Here is a 21,024-nt window from a genome sequence, read left to right on the forward strand (position 1 = left end):
CCGAACGCCCGTCGCCGTCCGTCCCCTTCCCCGAGGTGCCCACACCATGACCCAGCCGCCGCCGCCCCAGCAGCCCCCGCAGGGGGGCGGGTTCGGACCGCCGCAGGACCAGCCGCAGCCCCCGCAGACCCCGCCGCCGGCCGGCGGGCCCGACCTCGGCAAGGCGCCCGAGCCGGGCTACGGCTACCCCCAGGCCCCGCAGCCGCCGCAGCCCGCGCAGCCGCCGCAGCCCGCGCAGGCCCCCCAGCCCCCGCAGACGCCTCCGCCGGCCGCCCCGCCGACGCCGCCCCAGCCGCAGCCGGGCTACGGCTATCCGCAGGGCGCACCGCAGCCGGCCCAGCCCCCGCAGGCCCCGGCCGGTTACGGCTACCCCGGTCAGCAGCCGGGTCCGTACGGGCAGCCGCCGACGGCGCCCTACGGGCAGCCCGGGTACGGACAGCCCGGGTACGGGCAGCAGCCGGGCTACGGGCAGCAGCCCGGGTACGGCTACCCGCAGGCCACCGTGCCGCTCCAGCCGCAGTCCGGACAGCCGGGCGGCGGCGGCAAGTTCAACGCCCAGGTGGCCATCATCGTCGCCGCGGTCGTCGCGATCGCCCTGATCATCGGCGGCGGCGTCTGGTACTCCTCGTCCAAGGACGACGGCAAGAAGGACGACACGGCCAGCTCCGGCGGCGGCACCGGCGGCACGACCGAGGGCAAGGGCGGCTCCGGCTCCGGCTCCGGCGGCAAGGAGAAGGTCCCGTCCGACCCCGGCGCCAAGGTCCTCTTCCAGGTCCCGATGCCCGAGGTGAAGAACGACAGCACCGTCGTCGTCTCCGGCTCGTGGCTCACCGACAAGGCGTACGTCAAGAGCGGCATCGCCGAACTCGTCGGCTACGACCGCACCGAGGGCGGCAAGCTCTGGTCGGTCCCGCTGGAGGGCCCGGTCTGCCAGGCCAGCCGGCACGTCACCGACGACAACCTGACGGCGATCCTCTACCAGCCCGCGATGCCGACCAAGGCCGAGCCCTCGCACGGGTGCAGCCAGATCGCCCTGATCGACCTCGACGCCGGCAAAAAGCTGTGGACGAAGACGGTCAAGGCCGGTGGCGACCCGATCAACTTCGACAACGTCACCATCAGCGGCAAGACCATCGCCGTCGGCAGCACCAGCGGCGGCGCCGCCTACGACGTCTCCGGCAAGCTGCTGTGGAGCCCGAAGCCGAGCGACTCCTGCTACGACGCCGGCTACGGCGGCGGCGAGAAGCTGGTCGCGGTGCGCAAGTGCGGCTCGTACGAGCAGCGGCAGCTGCACATCCAGACCATCGACCCGAAGTCCGGGAAGGTGATCTCGGAGTACAAGATGGCCGAGGGCATCGAGTACGCGAGCGTCGTGTCGACCAACCCGCTCCTGGTGGCCGCCGACGTCGGCGACTCCGCGGGCGACGGCAGCGGCATCTCCGACTTCTTCTCCATCGACAACAAGACCGGCAAGCTGCGCACCCGCATCTCCGCGCCGGGCGAGCAGTTCGCGGCCCGCTGCGAGGGCATCACCCGCATCGAGTACTGCAACCAGCTGGCCGTCGGCAACGACCGGCTCTACCTGCCGACCGAGGAGCACGACGGCACCGGCAAGTACAGCCAGACCAACGAGATCGTCGCCTTCGACCTCGCCACCGGCAAGCAGACCGGGCAGCGGGCCGACGCCGGTGACGGCTACACGCTCTCGCCGCTGCGCATGGACGGCGGCAACGTCATCGCCTACAAGCGCCCGCCGTACGACAAGGGCGGGCAGATCGTGAGCATCGACGGGGGCAGCTTCAAGCAGGCGACCCTGCTGGAGAACCCGGCCACGGACCAGGTGCGGGACGTGGAGACCAGCATGTCGCCGGACTACTCCGAGTTCCTCTACGGCGACGGGCAGCTGTACATGTCCAAGGTGTACGCGAGCAAGCGGTCCGTCGGGCGGGACAAGGAGTACCTCGCGGTCGGCTTCGGTACGAGCTGATCGCCCGGTGACCGGTTCTTGATCGACTGATGGCCGGTGCGGCCCCGTCCCTGTTCAGGGGCGGGGCCGTTCGCGTTTGGCTCAGTCAACCTCGAATGAGAGGAATTTCGGCGATCCGGGGCGATTCTCACGGGTAGGGGAAGCGCAACGTCGAACAAGCGTGTAGCTTCCGGGGGCATGAAGGCGGGGGAGCCGGGGGGCTTCCATGGGGGGACTGGGTGACTGGGGGGTTGCTCGATGGGAGTGCGGCTCATGGTGGTCGACGACCACCGACTGCTGGCGGAGGCGCTGGCCTCGGCGCTGAAGCTGCGGGGGCACCGGGTGCTGGCCGCGGCGGCGCCCGCCGCGGGGGCGGCGGAGCTGGTGATCACGCGGGCGCCCGAGGTGTGCCTGCTGGGCACGGCCACGCCGGCGGAGCCGGGGATCTTCGACCCGGTGGTGAAGATCAAGCGGGAGCGGCCGCAGGTGGCGGTGCTGGTGCTGGGCCCGGTGCCGAGCCCGCGCGGCATCGCGGCGGCGTTCGCGGCGGGGGCCTCCGGGTACGTCCGGCACGACGAGCGCATAGAGGGTGTCGAGCGCGCGATCATGAAGGCGCGGGCGGGGGAGGCGGCGGTGGCGCCGCAACTGCTGCAGGGGGCGTTCAGCGAGCTGCTCAACCCGGCGGCGCAGCCGGACGACGAGGGGCAGCGGCTGCTGTCCATGCTCACGCCGAGGGAGGTCGAGGTGCTGGTCCGTGTCGCGGACGGTGAGGACACGCGGCTGATCGCGGCGGGCATGGGCATCGCACCGTCCACGGCCCGGACGCACGTCCAGCGCGTCCTGATGAAACTGGGCGTCGGCTCCCGCCTGGAGGCAGCGGCCCTGGCGGCCCGGACGGGGTTGCTGGACCGGGCGGGGCCGGTGCGGCGGGAGCCGTGAGCGTCAGCTGCGCGCCCTTCGCCTGCGCGCCGGGTGTGGGTCGGGGCCGCGCCGGGGGGTGTCCGTCCTCGGAATGGCGCCGATGGGGTTGCGTGCCGACTCGCTGTTCGTTGACGCGCCAACCGCTGCGGGCGGACACCCCCCGGCACGGCCCCTTGCGCCGTCCGGCGACCCCCGCTGCGGGCATGCGTGCCGCTGGGGGCGGCACGGGTGGGCGCAGCGGGACCTCGTGGCGCCGAGTTGCGCACCCACCCGGCTCCGGCAGCCACGCGGGGGTTATTCCACCCGCTCGTCACCCTCCGGCTCGACCGCCGGCGGCGGCGGAGCCACCGGCCTCAGCTTCAGCCACACCAGGAAGAACAAGCCCAGCGCCAGCATGCCCAGGCCGGTCCACAGGTTGATGTTCACCCCCTCGGCCTTGTCGATGTCGGCGTCGGACGCCGTCAGCCCCGCGATCGTGACGATCACGCCGTAGACCACGAACAGCCCACCGATGATCCGCCGGATGTCGAACAGCCGCGCGGCGGTCGCCGACTTGCCCTGCAGCTCGGTGACTTCCCGCTGCACGTCCTTCTCGGAGTAGAACTCGGACATGTTCTGTCAGCCTCCCTGGATCAGAACGAGAACGGGATGTAGCAGGCGGCGGCCAGGATGACCGCGCCCCAGCCGAGCAGCGCCGGCTTGCGGTACCAGGCCTCGTCCCCGGGTGCCGGAGGCTCCGCCATACCGGGCGACGTCGTGCCGTAGACCAGTCCCTGGAGCTCCTCCGCCGGCTTCGGCGCGGTGAAGAGCGACACGGCCACCATGACGACCGCGCCCGCGACGAATCCCGCGATCGCCGAGACGAAGTTGGCGCCCTGGTCGGAGGGGATGTCGATGATGTCCTGCTTGTAGAGGACGAAGTAGTTGACCATCGCGGCGGTGGTGCCCGCGAGCAGGCCCCAGAAGCCCGACTTCACCGACGCCCGCTTCCAGAACATGCCGATGATGAAGACGACGAACATCGGCACGTTGAAGAAGGAGAACAGCGTCTGGAGGTAGCTCATGATGTTCGAGAAGGACGACGCCAGGAACGCCGTGCCGATCGAGGCCAGGACACCGATCGCGGTGATGATCCGGCCGAAGCGCACGTAGTACTCGTCCTCCCGGTCCCTGACCACGTACTTGGCCCAGATGTCGGTCGTGAACACGGTGTTGAAGGACGACACGTTGGCCGCCATGCCCGCCATGAACGCCGCGAGGAGACCGGTGACGGCGATGCCGAGCACGCCGTTGGGCAGCAGCTGCTCCATCAGGTAGGGGATCGCGTCGTTGTACTGCAGGTCGGACTCCGGTGTACCGATCTTCGGCACCAGGACCGCGGCGACCAGGCCCGGGATCATCACGAGGAACACGATGAAGATCTTCGGGAACGCGGCGATCAGGGGCGTGCGCTGGGCCGCCGAGAGGTTCTTGGCGGACAGGGCGCGCTGCACCTCGGCGAAGTTCGTCGTCCAGTAGCCGAAGGAGAGCACGAAGCCGAGGCCGAGGACGATGGTGAGCCAGTTCGCGCCCAGCGGGTTGTCGCTGCCGATGCCCGTGCCGCCCCAGGACGTCATGAAGTCGGCGCCGCGCGACTCGGTGAGGGAGTCCGACAGGCCGTCCCAGCCGCCGACGCTCTTCAGGCCGAGCACCGTGATGGGGATGAGCGCGGCGAGGATCACGAAGAACTGGAGGACCTCGTTGTAGATCGCCGAGGAGAGGCCGCCGAGGGTGATGTAGGCGAGCACGAAGAAGCCGGCGACCACGATCGCCACCCACTGCGGCCAGCCCAGCAGCGCCTCGACGACGATGGCCAGGGCGTAGAGGTTGACGCCGGCGATGAGGATGGCGGCGAAGGCGAAGAGGACCGAACTGAGCAGGTGCGCCGCCTTGTCGAAGCGCAGCAGCAGGAACTCGGGGACCGAGCGGACCTTGGAGCCGTAGTAGAACGGCATCATCACCAGGCCCAGGAAGACCATGGCGGGGATGGCGCCGATCCAGTACCAGTGGGTCGTGTAGACGCCGTACTGGGCGCTGTTGGCGGCCATGCCCAGGATCTCGGTCGCGCCCAGGTTGGCGGCGATGAACGCCAGGCCGGTGACCCAGGCGGGCAGGGAGCGGCCGGAGAGGAAGAAGTCGAGGCTCGTCTTCACCGAGCGTCTCGCGGCGAAACCGATGCCGAGGACGACGACGAAGTAGATCCCGAGGAGGGTGTAGTCGAGCCAGTTGGTGGGGAGCCGTAGCTCGGCTGCCAGAAATGTGGGGGTTTGCATGAGCCCTCGCTTTGTCGCGCGAACCGATACCTCGCGGAATCTACGTGTCCGCGTTCAGCAATTGAACACTTCTGGTGATGCTCTTTGTTGGATTGTGATGTTGACGGTTGAGGGGAGTGGTGTTTTGATATGTTCGGTTATGTTTGAAGGATGAGGAGTCCGGCGTGAAGAAGACCTCGACCCGGCTGGCCGACGGTCGCGAGCTCATCTACTACGACCTGCGTGACGACAGCGTGCGCGGTGCGGTCGACCGCCGCCCGCTGGACCGCACCGTCACCTCGTCCGAGATCCGCCGTGACCCCCTGCTCGGCGACGCCGTCGCGATCGCCTCGCACCGCCAGGGCCGCACCTACCACCCCCCGGCCGACGAGTGCCCGCTGTGCCCCTCCGAGGGCGACCGGCTGAGCGAGATCCCCGACTCCTCGTACGACGTCGTGGTCTTCGAGAACCGCTTCCCCTCGCTCGCCGGCGACTCGGGCCGCTGCGAGGTCGTCTGCTTCACCTCCGACCACAACGCCTCCTTCGCCGACCTCTCCGAGGAGCAGGCCCGCCTGGTGCTGGAGGCGTGGACCGACCGGACGTCGGAGCTGTCCCATCTCTCCTCCGTCGAGCAGGTGTTCTGCTTCGAGAACCGGGGTGCCGAGATCGGGGTGACGCTCCAGCATCCGCACGGGCAGATCTACGCCTACCCGTTCACCACCCCGCGCACCGCCCTGATGCTCCGGTCGGTCGCGGCCCACAAGGAGATGACCGGCGGGGAGAACCTCTTCGACGCCGTCCTGGAGCGGGAGCGCGCCGCCGAGCGGGTCGTCCTGGAGGGTGAACACTGGCTGGCCTTCGTGCCCTACGCGGCCCACTGGCCGTACGAGGTCCACCTGTACCCCAAGCGCCGCGTGCCCGACCTGCTCGGGCTGGACGAGGCCGCGCGCACAGAGTTCCCCCAGGTCTATCTGGAACTCTTGAGGCGCTTCGACCGGATTTTCGGTGAGAACGAGCCTGCAACGCCGTACATCGCGGCCTGGCACCAGGCACCGTTCGGCGCGCTGGAGGAGTTCGACGGGGTCGTGCGGGAGGACTTCGCGCTGCACCTCGAGCTTTTCACCGTCCGCCGCACTTCCGGCAAGCTGAAGTTTCTCGCGGGTTCCGAGTCCGGCATGAACGTGTTCATCAACGACGTGCCGCCGGAGCGCGCGGCCGAGCGACTGCGAGAGGTAGCGAGTTCATGAGCGGGAAGTACCTGGTGACGGGCGGCGCGGGATACGTCGGGGGGGTGGTCGCCCAGCACCTGCTGGAGGCCGGTCACGAGGTCGTCGTCCTCGACAACCTCTCCACCGGCTTCCGCGAGGGCGTCCCCGCCGGGGCCGCCTTCGTCGAGGGCGACATCCGCGACGCCGCCAAATGGCTGGACTCCTCCTTCGACGGCGTCCTGCACTTCGCCGCCTTCTCCCAGGTCGGCGAGTCGGTCGTGAAGCCCGAGAAGTACTGGGACAACAACGTCGGCGGCACCATGGCGCTGCTCGCCGCGATGCGCGAGACCGGCGTGCGCAAGCTCGTCTTCTCCTCCACGGCGGCCACGTACGGCGAACCCGAGCAGGTCCCGATCGTCGAGTCCGCCCCGACCCGGCCCACCAACCCCTACGGCGCCTCGAAGCTCGCCGTCGACCACATGATCACGGGGGAGGCGGCGGCGCACGGCCTGGGCGCGGTGTCGCTGCGCTACTTCAACGTGGCCGGCGCCTACGGCGCGTACGGCGAGCGCCACGACCCCGAGTCCCACCTGATCCCGCTGGTGCTGCAGGTCGCGCAGGGCAGGCGGGACGCGATCTCCGTCTACGGCGACGACTACCCGACGCCGGACGGCACCTGCGTGCGCGACTACATCCACGTCGCGGACCTGGCCGAGGCCCACCTGCTGGCCCTGCGGGCCGCCACCCCCGGCGAGCACCTCATCTGCAACCTCGGCAACGGCAACGGCTTCTCCGTGCGCGAGGTCATCGAGACGGTCCGCCGTGTGACGGGGCATCCGATCCCCGAGGTCGTGGCCCCCCGCCGCGGCGGCGACCCGGCGGTCCTGGTGGCGTCGGCCGACACGGCCCGCGAGAAGCTGGGCTGGAACCCGTCCCGCGCGGATCTCGCGGGAATCGTCGCGGACGCGTGGGACTTCGCGCAGCGGCGCGGCAACTAGAACGTACGGAAGGTCAGGGGTCAGGGCATGAGCGAGGCTGTTGCCGGCACGGTCGCCGAACGGTTCAGCGAGCTGTACGGCGCGCAGCCGGAGGGGGTGTGGGCGGCGCCGGGCCGCGTCAACCTCATCGGCGAGCACACCGACTACAACGACGGCTTCGTCATGCCGTTCGCCCTGCCGCACACGGCGGTGGCGGCGGTGTCGCGCCGCGAGGACGGCGTGCTGCGTCTGCACTCGGCGGACGTCGAGGGCGGCGTGGCCGAACTCCGCCTGGATGCCCTCGCTCCCGAGTCGGACAAGAACTGGACGGCCTACCCGGCGGGTGTGGTCTGGGCGCTGCGCGAGGCCGGCCATGCGGTGACGGGCGCGGACATCCACCTCGCCTCCACGGTCCCGTCGGGCGCGGGCCTGTCGTCCTCGGCGGCCCTGGAGGTCGTGGTCGCCCTGGCCCTGAACGACCTGTTCTCCCTCGGCCTGCGCGGCTGGCAGCTGGCCCGCCTGTGCCAGCGCGCGGAGAACGTCTACGTCGGCGCCCCGGTCGGCATCATGGACCAGACGGCCTCGGCGTGCTGCGAGTCCGGGCACGCGCTGTTCCTCGACACCCGCGACCTCTCCCAGCGGCAGATCCCCTTCGACCTGGCGGCCGAGGGCATGCGCCTGCTGGTCGTCGACACGCAGGTCAAGCACTCCCACAGCGAGGGCGAGTACGGCAAGCGCCGCGCGGGCTGCGAGAAGGGCGCGGCCCTGCTGGGCGTGGACGCCCTGCGGGACATCCCCTACGGCGAACTGGACGATGCCCTGGCCCGCCTCGGCGACGAGGAGGAGGTCCGCCGCCTGGTCCGGCACGTCGTCACGGAGAACGAACGCGTCGAACGGGTCGTCTCGCTCCTGGAGTCCGGTGAGACCCGCGCGATCGGCCCGGTCCTGGTGGAGGGCCACGCCTCCCTGCGCGACGACTTCCGCATCTCCTGCCCGGAGCTGGACCTGGTCGTCGACACGGCCCTGACGGCCGGCGCCCCGGGAGCGCGCATGACCGGCGGCGGCTTCGGCGGCTCGGCGATCGTCCTGGCGGAGGAGGCGGACGTGGACGCGATCACCAAGGCGGTGACGGAGGCCTTCGCCGCGGCGGACTTCAAGACCCCCCGCGTCTTCGAGGCCATCCCTTCCCCAGGAGCCCACCGGCTCCCCTGACGCCCTCCCGGCGAGCAGCGCCCTCCCTCCCCGGAGGGCGCCCCCCTCACCGGTTGACGGACTGGATCTCCTGGACCGGCACGTCGGTCGTCGTGGCGAACGTCCCGTCGGGCAGGTCACCACCCGTGCCACCCGCGCCTTCCCAGGTGATCTCCCAGGTGAGAGTCGCCTCGAGGGCGTAGGTGCCGCTCCCGGACGACCGCAGGTACCGCACCCCGCACGGAGGCGTCCGCTCGGCCTTGCCCCTGGCATACGGCTCTCCGATCGAGCCGTCACCGTTGATCAGACACTCGCCGGACGCCGGAAGCGTCTCGGCGTCCTTCGTGCCGGCGTCGATGTGCAGGCTCACCGGCTTGGCGGTCGTGGTCGCCCACAGCCCCGTACCGGGCAGGCTCGCCGTGACGGAGACGGGTTGGAAGGCACCCTTGTCCAGCCAGACCCAGGTGGGGGCGTTCACCGTCGACCGGGCCTGCGGAGCCAGGGAGACCTTGGTCGGCGGCACGACGGTCCGCTGGTGCGCCAGACCGGCGAGCGTCTCGGTGTCGATGGCCTGGGGGACGTCTGGGTTCTGACCGTTGTCGACCCAGAAGGGCTTGCGTCCGCAGGTGCCCGCGTCCGGGTCGTCCTTCATCTTCGGATTTTTCACGGCCACCCACCACATGCCCTCGTCGTTCTTGGCGACGTTGAAGTCCTTGTAGGGGTGGCCCTCCTTGTAGCGGGCCTTGTCATCCGCGATACCCGCGGGCGCGCCGCCCACGGATTCGTAGATCGACCAGTTGGCCTCCGTGTAGGTCTTGAAGTCCTCCGCCTTCCAGTAGGGCTCGTACCAGCAAGCCGGTGGCTCCCAGTCGACCGCGGTGGATGTGACCGGACCGCTTTCCTTCACGGGGGCTTGGCCCTTCACGTGGAAGCTGACACGCGAATCCAGCACAGGCCCCGAGGCCTGGCCGGATGCCTCCTCCGTCTGGGCTCCATTGCTGCCGATCCCGCCGGCGACGGCCGTGTCCACGCCGAGAAGAAGAAGGGCGGCTGTCAGAGCCGCGAGCGCGCAGCGCTGGGTCACGGCTGGCACCTCTGGGAACCGCGGTCCTCGTGCAGACTCCAGATCTGCCAGACGCCCTGCTTGTCCTTCTTCACGGCGGCGTTGTAGTAGACGTAGCTGTCAGGCGAGGTCGCGGTCACCTTCACCTTGTCCGTCTTCAAGTCCTTGACGTTCGCCTTGCTCTCGTCCACGCAGTACGTCAGGGCGCCCGACGCCTTGTCGAACACCGTCACCTGGCGGTCGAAGTAGCGCAGGGTGCCCGCCCAACTGGTGTTCCTGGCGTTGTTGTCCTTGGCGTAGTTGTACACGCCTCTCAGCGCGGAGTCCGTGTAGTAGAAGGCCATGCCTGACTTCTTCAGGTCGCCGTGCGCCACGGCCTGCCACACGGTGCTGACAGCCCGTTGGTTGTCCGCCAGGATCGCGTCCTTCGTCGCGTCACCGGTCCGCCCCCCCTCGAAGACCAGCTTCATGTCACTCGGCAGCTTGATCTCCGGCCGCTCGATCCCGTCCGCCGAAGCAGACACCGAGGGTGAAGCGGACGGCGTCCCGGCCGTATCCGCACCGGCGATCTCGTCGGACGACGACCCGTCACCTCCCCCCGAGCCGCAGGCGGTCAACAGCAGGGCCGCGGATACGGTGAGCGCGGCTGTCACGAGCCGAGCGGGGCGGTTCACGGTGTGCTCCCGTTGATGTGGGGGTAACTCGAGCGAACCCACGCTATCGGGAGGCCCCGTCCCAATGATCACGAGGTGTGTTCAGACCAGCCTCTTCACCAGCGTGTACTCCGTGATCCCCGGCGGATAGTCCGGCACCACGCACACCACCTCGTACCCCTGTTTCTCGTAGAAGCGCGGGGCCTGGAAGTCCCAGGTCTCCAGGCGGGACGAGCGGCAGGCACGGCGGGTCGTGGCGAGGTGTTCCGCCTCGGCGAGCAGCCGGGCGCCCAGGCCCCGGCCCCGGTGGCGTTCGTCCACCCACAGGTACGTCACGTGCAGCCAGGTCGCCCACGTGTGGCCGACCAGGCCGCCGGCCAGGTCGCCGTCCCCGTCGTTCACAGCCCACACGTGCAACGGCACGTCCCGTTCGTCCGGGGTCCCGCGCAGGGCGCGCAGGATCGGAGAGGCGGCCGTGTTCGCATCCCGCAGACGCGTACGGAGCAGATCACGTCGGGCCTTGTCGACTTCTGTCTCAAGACGGAACATGCGGCACACCATAAACGCGCCGGGCAGTCAGTTCTGCAAATAACCTTCCGCTCCGGGCCCCCGCCCGTACCCTGATGAACAGCACCGGTGGGGGCCGGTGCCGCTCAGGGGGCGAGACAGCCGGGTACGACACCCGGAGTGGGGGTAGCGGTTCCTGCACGGCGGCGGCCGTGCGGCCGGCGCCCGGTCAGGCTGCGGCAAGGACGGACGGACAGGCGCAGCGGACGCACACTCCGGGGTCGTACCCGCGCGGTGTCGTCTCCCGACGATGGGGTATCCCCTGCTCTTCAAGAGCTCGGGTAAGGGGGTTTCGTGGTTCGCATCCGAGTCCTGGTCGTCGACGACCATCGCATCTTCGCCGAGTCACTCGCCGCGGCCCTGGCCGCCGAGCCCGACGTCGACGTCTCCGCCGCCGGCAGCGGTCCCGCCGCGCTGCGCAGCCTGGAGCGCGCGGTCGCCGAGGGGCGCCGGTTCGACGTGCTGCTCGTCGACGCCGACCTGGGCGGCAAGGTACCGGGCGCGCGCCCGGCCGTTCCCGTGCAGGAGGGCAACGAGGACGGGCTCGTGGACGGGATCTCCCTGGTCACCGGCGTGCGCGCCGCGCAGCCGCACGTACGGATCGTCGTGCTCGCCGAGAAGGACGACCCGCGCCGGGCCGCGCTGGCCCTGCAGGCCGGCGCCTCCGGATGGGTCGCCAAGGACTGCTCGCTGTCCCGGCTGCTCACCGTCATCCGGGGCGTGCTGCGGGACGAGACGCATCTGCCGCCGGCCCTGCTCACCGGCGTGCTGCGCGAGCTGACCGCCGCCCGCAAGCACCGCACGGAGAGCGAGCGGCTGGTGGAGTCCCTCACTCCGCGTGAGCGGGAGGTGCTGCGGTGCATGGTGGCGGGGCTGGGGCGCAAGGCCGTCGCCGAGCGCCTCTACCTGTCGCCGCACACCGTGCGGACGCACATGCAGAACGTCCTGGGGAAACTGGGCGTGCACTCCACGCTCGCCGCCGTCGCCCTCGCCCGCCGGGCCGGGGTGGGGCCGGTCGACCTAGCCGGGGATGTTGTCGAACGGGGCGGTCAACTGGCGTAGCAGCCCCGCCAGATCACCGCGCTGGGCCCGGGTGAGCTCGGCGAGGATCGCGCGCTCCTGGTCCAGCAGACCCGCCAGGGCCTGGTCCGCGCGGTCCCTGCCCTCGTCCGTCAGCCGGACCAGGACACCGCGCCGGTCGCTGGGGTCGGGCAGGCGTTCCACCAGGCCCTTCTTCGCCAGGCGGTCGATGCGGTTCGTCATCGTGCCCGAGGTGACCAGGGTCTGGGTGAGGAGCTGGCCGGGGGAGAGCTGGTACGGCGTCCCCGCGCGGCGCAGGGCCGTCAGGACGTCGAACTCCCACGGCTCCAGGCCGTGCTCCGAGAAGGCCAGGCGGCGCGCCCGGTCCAGGTGCCGGGCCAGCCTGCTCACACGGCTGAGCACCTCGAGCGGTTCCACGTCGAGGTCCGGGCGCTCCCGGCGCCATGCTGCGACCAGCCGGTCGACCTCGTCCTCCATGACGATCAGTGTAGTGGTTGTGTCGACGTAGAGTCTCTTGATGTCCATTATCTTGACATCGAGATAGTGCGGGAATCACGCTGGGTGTGCGTCCCGTGCCCCACGCGGACGTACGGTCACCCCGAAGGACATCTGGAGGACCCATGCCCGCAGCCGCCCCTCGCTGGGACCCCGCCCAGTACCTGCGCCACGCCCGCCACCGCGCCCGCCCCTTCGCCGACCTCCTCGCCCGCGTGCCCGACTTGCCCGGCGAGCCGCCCCGCATCGCCGACCTCGGCTGCGGGCCCGGCAACGTCACCACGCTGCTCGCGGACCGCTGGCCCACCGCCCTGATCACCGGCTACGACAACTCGCCCGAGATGCTCGACCGCGCCCACGCCGGCCACGAGGGCCCGACCCCCGGCGGCGGGCGACTCGACTTCGCCCCCGCCGACGCCCGCACCTGGACTCCCGGCGAGCCGCACGACCTGATCGTCAGCAACGCGACGCTGCAGTGGGTGCCGGGGCACGTGGACCGCTTCGCCGACTGGGTCGCCGCGCTGAAGCCCGGCGGTGTCCTCGCCTTCCAGGTGCCGGGCAACTTCGACGCCCCCAGCCACCGCCTGATGCGCGAACTCGCCGAGTCACCGCGCTGGCGCGACCGGCTCGCCGGCACCCTGCGCCACACCGACGCCGTGCTCACGCCCGCGGACTACCACGAGCGGCTGACGAACCTCGGCTGCGCGGCCGACGTGTGGGAGACGACGTACCTCCACCTGCTCGAGGGCGAGGACCCCGTGCTCGACTGGGTGAAGGGCACCGGCCTGCGGCCCGTGCTGACCGCGCTCGCCGACGAGCCCGAGGCCCGGGACGACTTCCTCGCCGCGTACCGGTCGGCCCTGCGCGCGGCCTATCCGGCCGGCCCGCACGGCACGCCGTTCCCGTTCCGCCGGGTCTTCGCGGTGGCGCGCAGGGAGAGCCGGTGATCACGGCCGTCGCCCATGCCCGGCTCGCCGCGGCGGAAGCCGCCCGGGCCCGCCCGGCGCGGCGCTTACGCGCTCCGGGCGGGCTCCGCGCGGTCGTGCAGAGGGATCGGTGAGGACTTCCGGGCGGCGGGGAGGGCCCCACCCCGGACCGCGGTGACCGGCACCGGCATCGACGCCGGTGCTGCCCGGCCGGGGTCCGACGGCGCCGGCGTCACCCGGGACGCCGCCCCTGTGCCGGCCCTCTAGGCCTTGCGCCGCCCTATCAGGTGCGGCTTCGCCTCCAGCCCGTCCAGGCCGTGCCATGCCAGGTTCACCAGGTGCGCGGCCACCTCGGCCTTCTTCGGCTTGCGCACGTCCAGCCACCACTGGCCGGTCAGGGCGACCATCCCCACCAGGGCCTGGGCGTACAGCGGGGCCAGCTTGGGATCGAAGCCGCGGCTCTTGAACTCACGGCCCAGGATGTCCTCCACCTGGGTGGCGATGTCCGAGATCAGCGAGGCGAACGACCCGGTGGACTGGGGGATGGGCGAGTCACGGACCAGGATGCGGAAGCCGTCCGTGTACTCCTCGATGTAGTCCAGAAGCGCGAAGGCCGCCTGCTCGCACAGTTCGCGCGGGTGACCGGCCGTGAGAGAGCCGGTCACCATCTCCAGCAGGCGGCGCATCTCGCGGTCCACCACGACCGCGTACAGCCCTTCCTTGCCGCCGAAGTGCTCGTAGACCACCGGCTTGGAGACCCCGGCCTTCGCCGCGATCTCCTCCACCGACGTGCCCTCGAACCCTTTGGCGGCGAAGAGCGTGCGACCGATCTCCAGCAGCTGCTGGCGGCGCTCGGCACCGGTCATGCGGGTACGACGCGCTCGCCGCGGCTTGTCATTGCTGGGGGTGCTGCTCGAGTCGGTCGCCACAGCGACCATCATGCCGCCTCGACGGGCTCCTTCCCGCGCCGGGAGCCGCCTTCCCCGGTGGTACGCCGCGAATCGATACGCGAGCGTGACGGCCACCGGACGTCGTACGCCCAGCCCGCCATCTCGAACCAGCGGATCAGCCGGGCGGAGGAGTCCACCTGGCCGCGCATCACGCCGTGCCGCGCCGAAGTCGGGTCGGCGTGGTGCAGGTTGTGCCAGGACTCGCCGCACGACAGGACCGCCAGCCACCACACGTTGCCCGAACGGTCACGCGACTTGAAGGGGCGCTTGCCCACCGCGTGGCAGATCGAGTTGATCGACCAGGTCACGTGGTGCAGCAGGGCCACCCGGACGAGCGAGCCCCAGAAGAACCCGGTGAACGCGCCCCACCAGGACATCGTGACCAGACCGCCGATCACCGGCGGCAGCGCCAGCGACACCACCGTCCACAGCACGAACTGACGGGAGATGTTGCGCAGCGTCCTGTCCTTGATCAGGTCCGGCGCGTACTTCTCCTGCGGCGTCTGCTCCTCATCGAACATCCATCCGATGTGCGCCCACCACAGGCCCTTCATCAGGGCCGGCAGGGTCTCACCGAACCGCCACGGCGAGTGCGGGTCGCCCTCCGCGTCGGAGAACTTGTGGTGCTTGCGGTGATCGGCCACCCAGCGCACCAGCGGCCCCTCGACCGCCATCGACCCCGCGATCGCCAGCGCGATCTTCAGAGGCCGCTTGGCCTTGAAGGAACCGTGCGTGAAGTGACGGTGGAAACCGATCGTGATGCCGTGGCACCCCAGGAAGTAGAAGAACACCAGCAGACCGAGGTCCAGCCAGCTCACCCCCCAGCCCCACGCCAGCGGTACGGCCGCCAGCAGCGCGAGGAACGGGACGATGATGAAGAGGAGCAGGGCGAGCTGCTCGATGGACCGCTTCTTCTCGCCGCCGAGGGTGGCGGAGGCTGCTGCGGCGTCGCTGGCCTGACCGGGAGCCTTCGCGGCTTCCTCGATCACGTCGGAACTACTGGTCATACGCGTCCCTTGGGGGTATGTGGATGGAGATGGGATAGCCGGGCCACGGGAATCCGCGCCATGCTTCCTACGGTTCCGTAACCTACGGCATCGTAAGTATGTCAGCGCGGCGCTCCGCGGCAAGAGCCCGACAGCCTGCGCGTCCGGGACGACACCTATCCTTGAGTCGGTCGGACAGCGCGGTCCGCTCTGATTTCTTCCCGGACGTCCGGCCCCGTAAGCGGCGCCCGCCGCGCGAGACGCCGTCCGGGTACCCCTCCCAGACGAGCTTCAACACTGCAAGGAGCCGCACCTGTGAGCAGTGCCGACGACCAGACCACGACGACGAGCAGTGAGCTGCGTGCCGACATCCGCCGCCTGGGCGACCTCCTCGGAGAGACCCTCGTCCGGCAGGAGGGCCCCGAGCTCCTGGACCTCGTCGAGAAGGTGCGCCGCCTCACCCGAGAGGACGGCGAGGCCGCCGCCGAGCTGCTGCGCGGCACCGAACTCGACACCGCGGCCAAGCTGGTCCGCGCCTTCTCCACCTACTTCCACCTGGCCAACGTCACCGAGCAGGTGCACCGCGGCCGCGAGCTGCGCGCCCGCCGCGCCGCCGAGGGCGGACTCCTCGCCCGCACGGCCGACCGCCTCAAGGACGCCGACCCCGAACACCTGCGCGAGACGGTCCGCAACCTCAACGTCCGCCCCGTCTTCACGGCCCACCCCACCGAGGCCGCACGCCGCTCGGTCCTCAACAAGCTCCGGCGCATCGCCGCGCTCCTGGAGACCCCGGTCATCGAGTCCGACCGCCGCCGCCTCGACATCCGGTTGGCCGAGAACATCGACCTCGTGTGGCAGACCGACGAACTGCGCGTCGTCCGCCCCGAGCCCGCCGACGAGGCCCGCAACGCCATCTACTACCTCGACGAACTCCACGCCGGCGCCGTCGGCGACGTCCTGGAGGACCTCACCGCCGAACTGGAACGGGCCGGCGTCAAGCTCCCCGATGACACCCGCCCCCTCACCTTCGGCACCTGGATCGGCGGCGACCGCGACGGCAACCCCAACGTCACCCCCCAGGTGACCTGGGACGTCCTGATCCTCCAGCACGAGCACGGCATCAACGACGCCCTGGAGACCATCGACGAGCTCCGCGGCTTCCTGTCCAACTCCATCCGCTACGCCGGCGCCACCGAGGAACTGCTGACCTCCCTCCAGACCGACCTGGAGAACCTCCCCGAGATCAGCCCCCGCTACAAGCGCCTCAACGCCGAGGAGCCCTACCGGCTCAAGGCCACCTGCATCCGGCAGAAGCTGGAGAACACCAAGAAGCGCCTCGCCGAGGGCACCACCCACGTGGACGGCCGCGACTACCTCGGCACCGGCGAACTCCTCGCCGACCTGCGCATCATCCAGGACTCCCTGCGCGAGCACCGCGGCGGCCTGTTCGCCGACGGCCGCCTCGCCCGCACCATCCGCACCCTCGCCGCCTTCGGCCTCCAGCTCGCCACCATGGACGTCCGCGAACACGCCGACGCCCACCACCACGCCCTCGGCCAGCTCTTCGACCGCCTCGGCGAGGAGTCCTGGCGCTACGCCGACATGCCCCGCGAGTACCGCGCCAAGCTCCTCGCCAAGGAACTGCGCTCCCGGCGGCCCCTCGCCCCCACCCCGGCACCCGTCGACGCGCCCGGCGAGAAGACCCTCGGCGTCTTCCAGACCGTGAAGAAGGCCCTGGAGGTCTTCGGACCCGAGGTCATCGAGTCCTACATCATCTCCATGTGCCAGGGCGCCGACGACGTCTTCGCCGCCGCCGTCCTCGCCCGCGAAGCCGGCCTCATCGACCTCCACGCCGGCTGGGCCAAGATCGGCATCGTCCCCCTGCTGGAGACCACCGACGAGCTCAAGGCCGCCGACACCATCCTGGAGGACATGCTCTCCGACCCCTCCTACCGGCGCCTCGTCGCCCTGCGCGGAGACGTCCAGGAGGTCATGCTCGGCTACTCCGACTCCTCCAAGTTCGGCGGCATCACCACCAGCCAGTGGGAGATCCACCGCGCCCAGCGCCGCCTGCGCGACGTCGCCCACCGCTACGGCGTCCGCCTGCGCCTCTTCCACGGCCGCGGCGGCACCGTCGGCCGCGGCGGCGGCCCCACCCACGACGCCATCCTCGCCCAGCCCTGGGGCACCCTGGAGGGCGAGATCAAGGTGACCGAGCAGGGCGAGGTCATCTCCGACAAGTACCTCATCCCCTCCCTGGCCAGGGAGAACCTGGAGCTGACGGTCGCCGCCACCCTCCAGGCCTCCGCCCTGCACACCGCACCCCGCCAGTCCACCGAGGCCCTCGCCCGCTGGGACGCCGCCATGGACGTCGTCTCCGACGCCGCCCACGCCGCCTACCGCCGCCTCGTCGAGGACCCCGACCTGCCGACGTACTTCCTCGCGTCGACACCGGTCGACCAGCTCGCCGACCTGCACCTGGGCTCCCGGCCCTCCCGCCGCCCCGGCTCCGGCGTCTCGCTCGACGGCCTGCGCGCCATCCCCTGGGTGTTCGGCTGGACCCAGTCCCGGCAGATCGTCCCCGGCTGGTTCGGCGTCGGCTCCGGCCTCAAGGCCCTGCGCGAAGCCGGCCTCGACACCGTCCTCGACGAGATGTACGGCCAGTGGCACTTCTTCCGCAACTTCATCTCCAACGTCGAGATGACCCTGGCCAAGACCGACCTGCGGATCGCCCAGCACTACGTCGACACCCTCGTCCCCGACGAGCTCAAGCACGTCTTCGACACCATCAAGGCCGAACACGAACTGACCGTCGCCGAGGTCCTCCGCGTCACCGGCGAGAACGAACTGCTCGACGCCGAACCCGTCCTGAAGCAGACCTTCGCCATCCGCGACGCCTACCTCGACCCCATCTCCTACCTCCAGGTCGCCCTGCTCAAGCGGCAGCGCGACGCGGCGGCCGCCGGCGAGACCCCCGACCCGCTCCTCGCCCGCGCCCTCCTCCTCACCGTCAACGGCGTCGCGGCCGGCCTGCGCAACACCGGCTGACCGCACCCCGGCACGACCGTGCCCCCGAGCCCGTGCCGGCTCGGGGGCACCACACGTGGTGCGGAGGACGTCAGCCGTGCCGCGCCTGACGGCGACGGAACACCAGGAACCCGCCGGCCGCCAGCAGCACCGCCGCCACACCCGACAGCAGACCCACCGGCGCCCCGCTGCCCGTCTCCGCCAGATCGCCGCCCGCGACGCCCTGCGGGGACGGCGACGACGACGCCCCGCCACCGGCCGACGCGCCCCCGGACGCCGACGCGCCCGGCTCACCCGGCTCACCCGACGGAACCCCCGACGCCCCGGACGACGGCGACGCGGACGCCGAACCGGACGGCACCGAACCGCCCGGCTCCTGCTCGTCCTCGCAGTCCGTCCAGAACACCTTGTGCTTCGCCGCGCCCTTCTCGCCGTCGAAGTTCCAGAACAGCTTGTAGTGCCCGTCCGGCAGCGACAGGTCCTCGCTGCGGCCGCGACCCTCGCCGTCCAGCGTCAGCGCACCCGACTCCACCGTCTCCCCCTTGTTCTCGCTCGGGGGGATCGCGTCGATGCGCCAGTCGACCCGCTGACCGCCGTCGAAACCGAAGGCGTCCAGGTAGAACGCGCACACGTGCGGCTCGTTGCGGCGCAGCTCCTCGCCCGTCGCAGCGTCATGGATCTTGACCGTGCCGTTGTCCCCGGGAGGCGACGCGTACGCGCCCGGAGCGAGAACGAGGACCGCGGAAGCGGCGGCGCAGACAGCGCCGACGCGCAGAAGGGTTCGCATCGAGAAGTCCATCTTCGAGAAGTGACCGGGAAGATGTGGAGGGGGCGGCTCAGCTTCCAGCCGAGCCCGGCGCCACGTCAATCACGAACACACAACACTCGGGCCCCTCCACGAACCTGGAGAACGCCCCGACCCCTCAGACAGTCACGAAAGCGGCCGTGAGCAACGCCACACCCGACAACGCCAGCACCCACGCCGCCCGCGTCCGCAGCAACCCGCCCGCCACCACGACCGACGCCAGCAGCAACGCACCACCCAGCGGCACCCACGCGTACAGCACACCCGCCGGACCCGAACGCACCGCCTCACCACCGCCCGGCTTCAGTACCACCGTGTACGTCCGGCCCCGCTCCACCGCGACCGACCGCTCCAGCACCACCCTCGACCGCGGCTGCGCCCCAGCCGACACCGGCGTGAACCGGCCCCAGCAGCTCTCCTCCCCGCACCGCACCACGTCGACCGTGCCGCGCTCCCGGCCCTTCGTCAGCATCACGTGCTGCGCCGTCCCCCACGACGCCCACACCCCCGCGATCAGGATCAGCATCGCGACCGCGCCCATCACCGCGAACCGCCCGAACCGCAGCACGACGACCGAGGCCGGACGGGAAGCGGGGGCATGGGCAGGCATGGCCGGGATCATTGGCCATGCCTCAACGGCCCGTCAACCTCACCGGGCGACAAGTCAGGAGTTGTACGTGCTTTGCGCCCGCTCCAAGCCCTCGATCACCAGACACTCCACCGCGTCCGCCGCCCGGTCCACGAAGTAGTCCAGCTCCTTGCGCTCCGCCGAGGAGAAGTCCTTCAGCACGAAGTCCGCCACCGGCATCCGCCCCGGCGGCCGGCCGATCCCGAACCGCACCCGGTGGTAATCCGCCCCGAACGCCTTCGTCATCGACTTCAGACCGTTGTGCCCGTTGTCCCCGCCCCCCAGCTTCAGCCGCAGCGTCCCGTAATCGATGTCCAACTCGTCGTGCACCGCCACCACATGAGCCACCGGCACCTTGTAGAAGTCCCGCAGCGCGTTCACCGGACCACCCGACAGGTTCATGTACGACATCGGCTTCGCCAGGATCACCCGCCGGTTCGACGGCCCCGGCGGCCCGATCCGCCCCTCGACCACCTGCGCCTGCGCCCGCCCAGCCCGCTTGAACCTGCCCCCGAGCCGGTCCGCCAGCAGATCCGCCACCATGAAACCCACGTTGTGCCGGTTGCCCGCGTACTCCGGCCCCGGATTGCCCAGCCCCACGATCAGCCAGGGAGCGGCGGCATCGGTCGTCACGTCCATGTCTCCTTCATACGCGTCGGCCGCTGCCCCGCACGGGAACAGCGGCCGACGAAACGACGACGGGGAGGATCAGGCCTCGGCGGCCTCTCCACCCTCCTCGCCCTCCGCGGCCTCTTCGGCCTGCGCGGCGAGGACCTGCAGCACGACGGTGTCCTCCTCGACAGCCAGCGTCGTGCCCTTCGGCAGCGGGATGTCCTTGGCCAGGATCGAGTCGCCGGCCGTCAGACCCTCGACGGAGACGGTCACGGACTCGGGGATGTGGGTGGCCTCGGCCGTGACCGGCAGCGCGTTCAGCACGTGCTCCAGCAGGTTGCCGCCCGGGGCCAGCTCACCCTCGGTCTGCACGAAGATCTCGACGTTGACCTGCTCGCCCCGCTGCACCAGCTGCAGGTCCACGTGCTCCAGGAAGCCCTTCAGCGGGTCGCGCTGCACGGACTTCGGAATCGCCAGCTCGTTGGTCTTGCCGTCGATGTCCAGCGCGATCAGCACGTTCGGCGTACGCAGCGCCAGCAGCAGCTCGTGACCCGGCAGGGTCAGGTGGATCGGGTCGGAACCGTGCCCGTACAGGACACCCGGAACCTTGTCCTCACGACGGATACGGCGCGCGGCACCCTTGCCGAACTCGGTGCGCGTCGCGGCGGAGATCTTCACCTCGGACATACTCACTCCTCGAAGTCAGAAACGGACGTG

At 70.7% G+C, this 21,024-nt stretch carries 20 protein-coding genes; 8 read left to right on the plus strand and 12 right to left on the minus strand.

Annotation, left to right across the window (positions count from 1 at the left end):
- Positions 1 to 46 precede the first annotated feature (46 nt).
- Positions 47 to 1,987, plus strand: coding sequence for a PQQ-binding-like beta-propeller repeat protein (locus ACPXCS_RS13955; protein WP_425946888.1), 1,941 nt, complete (start codon positions 47 to 49; stop codon positions 1,985 to 1,987).
- Between the two features lie 237 nt (positions 1,988 to 2,224).
- Positions 2,225 to 2,905 carry a helix-turn-helix transcriptional regulator gene (locus tag ACPXCS_RS13960; RefSeq protein ID WP_383329930.1) on the plus strand — a complete coding sequence of 227 codons (681 nt, stop codon included), beginning with the start codon at positions 2,225 to 2,227 and terminating at the stop codon, positions 2,903 to 2,905.
- A gap of 276 nt (positions 2,906 to 3,181) precedes the next feature.
- On the opposite strand, the gene ACPXCS_RS13965 is transcribed toward ACPXCS_RS13960, so the two are convergent.
- Together ACPXCS_RS13965 and ACPXCS_RS13970 are read right to left on the minus strand one after the other, a co-directional pair.
- Positions 3,182 to 3,499 (minus strand): hypothetical protein, encoded by a 318-nt coding sequence (locus ACPXCS_RS13965; protein WP_425946887.1) that lies wholly within the window; start codon positions 3,497 to 3,499, stop codon positions 3,182 to 3,184.
- 20 nt (positions 3,500 to 3,519) lie between these two features.
- Positions 3,520 to 5,199, minus strand: a complete 1,680-nt coding sequence (locus tag ACPXCS_RS13970) for a sodium:solute symporter family protein (RefSeq protein ID WP_425946886.1) — start codon at positions 5,197 to 5,199, stop codon at positions 3,520 to 3,522.
- A gap of 164 nt (positions 5,200 to 5,363) precedes the next feature.
- Between ACPXCS_RS13970 and galT the strand changes: the two genes are divergently transcribed.
- From galT to galK, 3 genes are read left to right on the plus strand one after another with little or no spacing between them, the layout of a single operon-like run.
- Entirely contained in the window at positions 5,364 to 6,425 is a 1,062-nt protein-coding gene (gene galT / locus ACPXCS_RS13975) for a galactose-1-phosphate uridylyltransferase (protein ID WP_425946885.1), read from the plus strand.
- The gene (gene galE / locus ACPXCS_RS13980) at positions 6,422 to 7,384 is read left to right on the plus strand and encodes a UDP-glucose 4-epimerase GalE (RefSeq protein ID WP_425946884.1); all 963 of its coding nucleotides are present in this window, start codon (positions 6,422 to 6,424) and stop codon (positions 7,382 to 7,384) included. Before galT ends, galE begins: the two co-directional genes overlap by 4 nt.
- A gap of 27 nt (positions 7,385 to 7,411) precedes the next feature.
- Entirely contained in the window at positions 7,412 to 8,575 is a 1,164-nt protein-coding gene (galK, locus tag ACPXCS_RS13985) for a galactokinase (protein WP_425946883.1), read from the plus strand.
- 46 nt (positions 8,576 to 8,621) lie between these two features.
- Here galK and ACPXCS_RS13990 read toward each other — a convergent pair whose 3' ends face one another.
- From ACPXCS_RS13990 to ACPXCS_RS14000, 3 genes are all read right to left on the minus strand, one after another.
- On the minus strand, positions 8,622 to 9,647 hold the full coding sequence (locus ACPXCS_RS13990) for a hypothetical protein (protein ID WP_425946882.1): 1,026 nt from the start codon (positions 9,645 to 9,647) through the stop codon (positions 8,622 to 8,624).
- On the minus strand, positions 9,635 to 10,291 hold the full coding sequence (locus tag ACPXCS_RS13995) for a hypothetical protein (RefSeq protein ID WP_425946881.1): 657 nt from the start codon (positions 10,289 to 10,291) through the stop codon (positions 9,635 to 9,637). Before ACPXCS_RS13995 ends, ACPXCS_RS13990 begins: the two co-directional genes overlap by 13 nt.
- Before the next feature lie 81 nt (positions 10,292 to 10,372).
- Complete coding sequence (locus tag ACPXCS_RS14000; protein ID WP_425946880.1) at positions 10,373 to 10,831, minus strand: GNAT family N-acetyltransferase; 459 nt, start codon at positions 10,829 to 10,831, stop codon at positions 10,373 to 10,375.
- 300 nt (positions 10,832 to 11,131) lie between these two features.
- Here ACPXCS_RS14000 and ACPXCS_RS14005 point away from each other — a divergent pair, with 300 nt between their 5' ends.
- The gene (locus ACPXCS_RS14005; protein ID WP_425946879.1) at positions 11,132 to 11,899 is read left to right on the plus strand and encodes a LuxR C-terminal-related transcriptional regulator; all 768 of its coding nucleotides are present in this window, start codon (positions 11,132 to 11,134) and stop codon (positions 11,897 to 11,899) included.
- Here ACPXCS_RS14005 and tamR read toward each other — a convergent pair.
- The gene (gene tamR / locus ACPXCS_RS14010; RefSeq protein WP_309093749.1) at positions 11,858 to 12,355 is read right to left on the minus strand and encodes a MarR family transcriptional regulator TamR; all 498 of its coding nucleotides are present in this window, start codon (positions 12,353 to 12,355) and stop codon (positions 11,858 to 11,860) included. The genes ACPXCS_RS14005 and tamR overlap by 42 nt on opposite strands.
- 143 nt (positions 12,356 to 12,498) lie before the next feature.
- On the opposite strand from tamR, the gene ACPXCS_RS14015 reads away from it, so the two are divergent.
- On the plus strand, positions 12,499 to 13,320 hold the full coding sequence (locus ACPXCS_RS14015; RefSeq protein ID WP_425946878.1) for a trans-aconitate 2-methyltransferase: 822 nt from the start codon (positions 12,499 to 12,501) through the stop codon (positions 13,318 to 13,320).
- Between the two features lie 242 nt (positions 13,321 to 13,562).
- Here the strand turns inward: ACPXCS_RS14015 and ACPXCS_RS14020 are convergent, their stop codons facing one another.
- Together ACPXCS_RS14020 and ACPXCS_RS14025 are read right to left on the minus strand one after the other, a co-directional pair.
- On the minus strand, positions 13,563 to 14,240 hold the full coding sequence (locus ACPXCS_RS14020; RefSeq protein WP_425946877.1) for a TetR family transcriptional regulator: 678 nt from the start codon (positions 14,238 to 14,240) through the stop codon (positions 13,563 to 13,565).
- On the minus strand, positions 14,237 to 15,256 hold the full coding sequence (locus tag ACPXCS_RS14025) for an acyl-CoA desaturase (RefSeq protein ID WP_425946876.1): 1,020 nt from the start codon (positions 15,254 to 15,256) through the stop codon (positions 14,237 to 14,239). Before ACPXCS_RS14025 ends, ACPXCS_RS14020 begins: the two co-directional genes overlap by 4 nt.
- 294 nt (positions 15,257 to 15,550) lie before the next feature.
- On the opposite strand from ACPXCS_RS14025, the gene ppc reads away from it, so the two are divergent.
- Positions 15,551 to 18,283, plus strand: coding sequence for a phosphoenolpyruvate carboxylase (ppc, locus tag ACPXCS_RS14030; RefSeq protein WP_425946875.1), 2,733 nt, complete (start codon positions 15,551 to 15,553; stop codon positions 18,281 to 18,283).
- Between the two features lie 70 nt (positions 18,284 to 18,353).
- Here ppc and ACPXCS_RS14035 read toward each other — a convergent pair whose 3' ends face one another.
- The 4 genes from ACPXCS_RS14035 to ACPXCS_RS14050 form a co-directional block, all read right to left on the minus strand.
- Positions 18,354 to 19,049, minus strand: a complete 696-nt coding sequence (locus tag ACPXCS_RS14035) for an LPXTG cell wall anchor domain-containing protein (RefSeq protein ID WP_425946874.1) — start codon at positions 19,047 to 19,049, stop codon at positions 18,354 to 18,356.
- A 136-nt stretch (positions 19,050 to 19,185) separates the two neighbouring features.
- Positions 19,186 to 19,677, minus strand: coding sequence for a hypothetical protein (locus ACPXCS_RS14040; RefSeq protein WP_425946873.1), 492 nt, complete (start codon positions 19,675 to 19,677; stop codon positions 19,186 to 19,188).
- 54 nt (positions 19,678 to 19,731) lie between these two features.
- A complete protein-coding gene (pth, locus tag ACPXCS_RS14045) occupies positions 19,732 to 20,334 on the minus strand; it encodes an aminoacyl-tRNA hydrolase (RefSeq protein ID WP_425946872.1) in 603 nt (200 codons plus the stop codon).
- Positions 20,335 to 20,403: 69 nt separating this feature from the next.
- Positions 20,404 to 20,994: a 50S ribosomal protein L25/general stress protein Ctc gene (locus tag ACPXCS_RS14050; protein WP_425946871.1), complete on the minus strand. Its 591-nt coding sequence runs from the start codon at positions 20,992 to 20,994 to the stop codon at positions 20,404 to 20,406.
- Positions 20,995 to 21,024: the final 30 nt, after the last annotated feature.

Source organism: Streptomyces sp. DT190 (assembly GCF_049846985.1).
Taxonomy (GTDB): Bacteria; Actinomycetota; Actinomycetes; order Streptomycetales; family Streptomycetaceae; genus Streptomyces.

Coding starts and splice junctions, on each gene's coding strand:
- ACPXCS_RS13955 (WP_425946888.1), top strand. CDS start 47: ATGACCCAGCCGCCGCCGCCCCAGCAGCCCCCGCAGGGGGGCGGGTTC.
- ACPXCS_RS13960 (WP_383329930.1), top strand. CDS start 2,225: ATGGGAGTGCGGCTCATGGTGGTCGACGACCACCGACTGCTGGCGGAG.
- ACPXCS_RS13965 (WP_425946887.1), bottom strand. CDS start 3,499: ATGTCCGAGTTCTACTCCGAGAAGGACGTGCAGCGGGAAGTCACCGAG.
- ACPXCS_RS13970 (WP_425946886.1), bottom strand. CDS start 5,199: ATGCAAACCCCCACATTTCTGGCAGCCGAGCTACGGCTCCCCACCAAC.
- galE (WP_425946884.1), top strand. CDS start 6,422: ATGAGCGGGAAGTACCTGGTGACGGGCGGCGCGGGATACGTCGGGGGG.
- galK (WP_425946883.1), top strand. CDS start 7,412: ATGAGCGAGGCTGTTGCCGGCACGGTCGCCGAACGGTTCAGCGAGCTG.
- ACPXCS_RS14000 (WP_425946880.1), bottom strand. CDS start 10,831: ATGGTGTGCCGCATGTTCCGTCTTGAGACAGAAGTCGACAAGGCCCGA.
- tamR (WP_309093749.1), bottom strand. CDS start 12,355: ATGGAGGACGAGGTCGACCGGCTGGTCGCAGCATGGCGCCGGGAGCGC.
- ACPXCS_RS14015 (WP_425946878.1), top strand. CDS start 12,499: ATGCCCGCAGCCGCCCCTCGCTGGGACCCCGCCCAGTACCTGCGCCAC.
- ACPXCS_RS14020 (WP_425946877.1), bottom strand. CDS start 14,240: ATGATGGTCGCTGTGGCGACCGACTCGAGCAGCACCCCCAGCAATGAC.
- ACPXCS_RS14025 (WP_425946876.1), bottom strand. CDS start 15,256: ATGACCAGTAGTTCCGACGTGATCGAGGAAGCCGCGAAGGCTCCCGGT.
- ACPXCS_RS14035 (WP_425946874.1), bottom strand. CDS start 19,049: ATGCGAACCCTTCTGCGCGTCGGCGCTGTCTGCGCCGCCGCTTCCGCG.
- ACPXCS_RS14040 (WP_425946873.1), bottom strand. CDS start 19,677: ATGCCTGCCCATGCCCCCGCTTCCCGTCCGGCCTCGGTCGTCGTGCTG.
- pth (WP_425946872.1), bottom strand. CDS start 20,334: ATGGACGTGACGACCGATGCCGCCGCTCCCTGGCTGATCGTGGGGCTG.
- ACPXCS_RS14050 (WP_425946871.1), bottom strand. CDS start 20,994: ATGTCCGAGGTGAAGATCTCCGCCGCGACGCGCACCGAGTTCGGCAAG.